General features: G+C 40.6%; 2 protein-coding genes. Both read right to left on the bottom strand.

Going from position 1 to position 1445, the window contains the following annotated elements; translation table 11 throughout:
- Positions 1 to 35: 35 nt before the first annotated feature.
- Positions 36 to 944 carry an IS3 family transposase gene (locus BLU47_RS14415; RefSeq protein ID WP_143025596.1) on the bottom strand — a complete coding sequence of 303 codons (909 nt, stop codon included), beginning with the start codon at positions 942 to 944 and terminating at the stop codon, positions 36 to 38.
- Positions 863 to 1396 carry a helix-turn-helix domain-containing protein gene (locus BLU47_RS14410; protein ID WP_091964514.1) on the bottom strand — a complete coding sequence of 178 codons (534 nt, stop codon included), beginning with the start codon at positions 1394 to 1396 and terminating at the stop codon, positions 863 to 865. Before BLU47_RS14410 ends, BLU47_RS14415 begins: the two co-directional genes overlap by 82 nt.
- Positions 1397 to 1445 lie beyond the last annotated feature (49 nt).

The raw sequence follows: 1445 nt of genomic DNA, 5'->3' as shown, positions 1-1445 counted from the left end.
TGAAGTGACCCCAAGAAGTTGGACGGGTTAAACATTTACGTATTTAATTGAGTCATTCTGTATTGTACTGGACTCATACCATTTAACTTGATTTTTATTCTTTTATTGTTATAATAGTCAATATATTCTTCTAAAGCCTTGATAAATTCTTCTGGGGAATCAAAGTTTTCTGCATATAGCAGTTCCGACTTCATTATCCCAAAGAAATTCTCAGCCACAGCATTGTCTAAGCAGTTCCCTTTCCTTGACATGCTTTGGATGATATCATGGCTTTGTAGTTTTCTGCAATATCCGTAATGCTGGTACTGCCATCCCTGGTCAGTGTGTATAATAAGGCCTTTCAGATGACTGACTTTGGCAAAAGCCTTATCCAGCATGTCATGTATCTGCTCCAAATTGGGTGTAGTAGAAATATTGTAAGAGATCACTTCTCCATTGAAGAGATCTAATAAAGGAGAAAGGTATAGTTTGGTTTGCTTTATATTTATCTGAGTAACATCAGTTACCCATTTCTGATTAGGCGAACTAGCCTTAAAGTCTCTCTCCAGTATATTAGGAGCAATACGACCAACCTCTCCTTTATAAGAGCGGTATTTTACCTTGCGTATCTGGCATTTCAAATTCTCTGACTTCATGATGCGCTGCACCGTTTTGTGGTTAATGACGTATCCTCTGTTCCGCATTTCTGCCGTTATCCGTCTATAGCCATAGCGGCCCTTATGCTCATGGAAGATACTTTTAATTTCTTCTCTTTCGTGTTTGTACTTATCCACACCTTCTTTAAGTTTCTTCAAGTGGTAGTAGAACACGGAACGTGCCATCCCATTAATCTCCAACAGTATGTTGAGTCCAAACTCCGGCCTTAATGCTTGGATGACTTGCGTCCAGAACCTCTGAGCCTGGACTCCTCTTCTTCCATCAAGGCCTTCGCTTTTTTTAGCAATGCATTCTCTGCTCTCAGGCGAAGGTTTTCAGCCTGCAGTCGCTCTAATTCTGCTTTGGAGTCATACTTTTCTTGCTTTTGCTGCTTCATGTCTTTTGGCTTCCGACCTCGGCGCTTAACCTCATACAACGCACTGTAACCTCTATTACGGACTATACGTACCCATGTCTCAAGATTAGTGCGACTGATGTCTGCGGAGGTGTAAATCTCGCGCAAAGATAAGTCTTTTTCCAGATACAAACGAACTAAATGTTCTTTTTCTGCACAAGAAATCTGCCTGTAGGTCTTATGACGTACTAAACCAGCCTCTCCTTGTTCATCATAACGACGTACCCACTCGAGAATCTGATCACGCCCTGTGTGTAGGTCTTTGCATAACTGGACGATGGGTACGCCAGACTTTACCTTTAATACTGTTTCTAATCTTTCTTTTAATGAATGAAAACTACTCATAATGTACCTCTAAAAGCTTTATGTCTAACTTTAGGGGTGCATTTCACTT

The organism is Prevotella sp. tc2-28, from assembly GCF_900107705.1.
Lineage (GTDB): Bacteria > Bacteroidota > Bacteroidia > Bacteroidales > Bacteroidaceae > Prevotella.
Note: the sequence above shows the minus strand (reverse complement) of the source record. Positions and strands in the feature narration are given on the sequence as shown.

Coding starts and splice junctions, on each gene's coding strand:
- BLU47_RS14410 (WP_091964514.1), bottom strand. CDS start 1,396: ATGAGTAGTTTTCATTCATTAAAAGAAAGATTAGAAACAGTATTAAAG.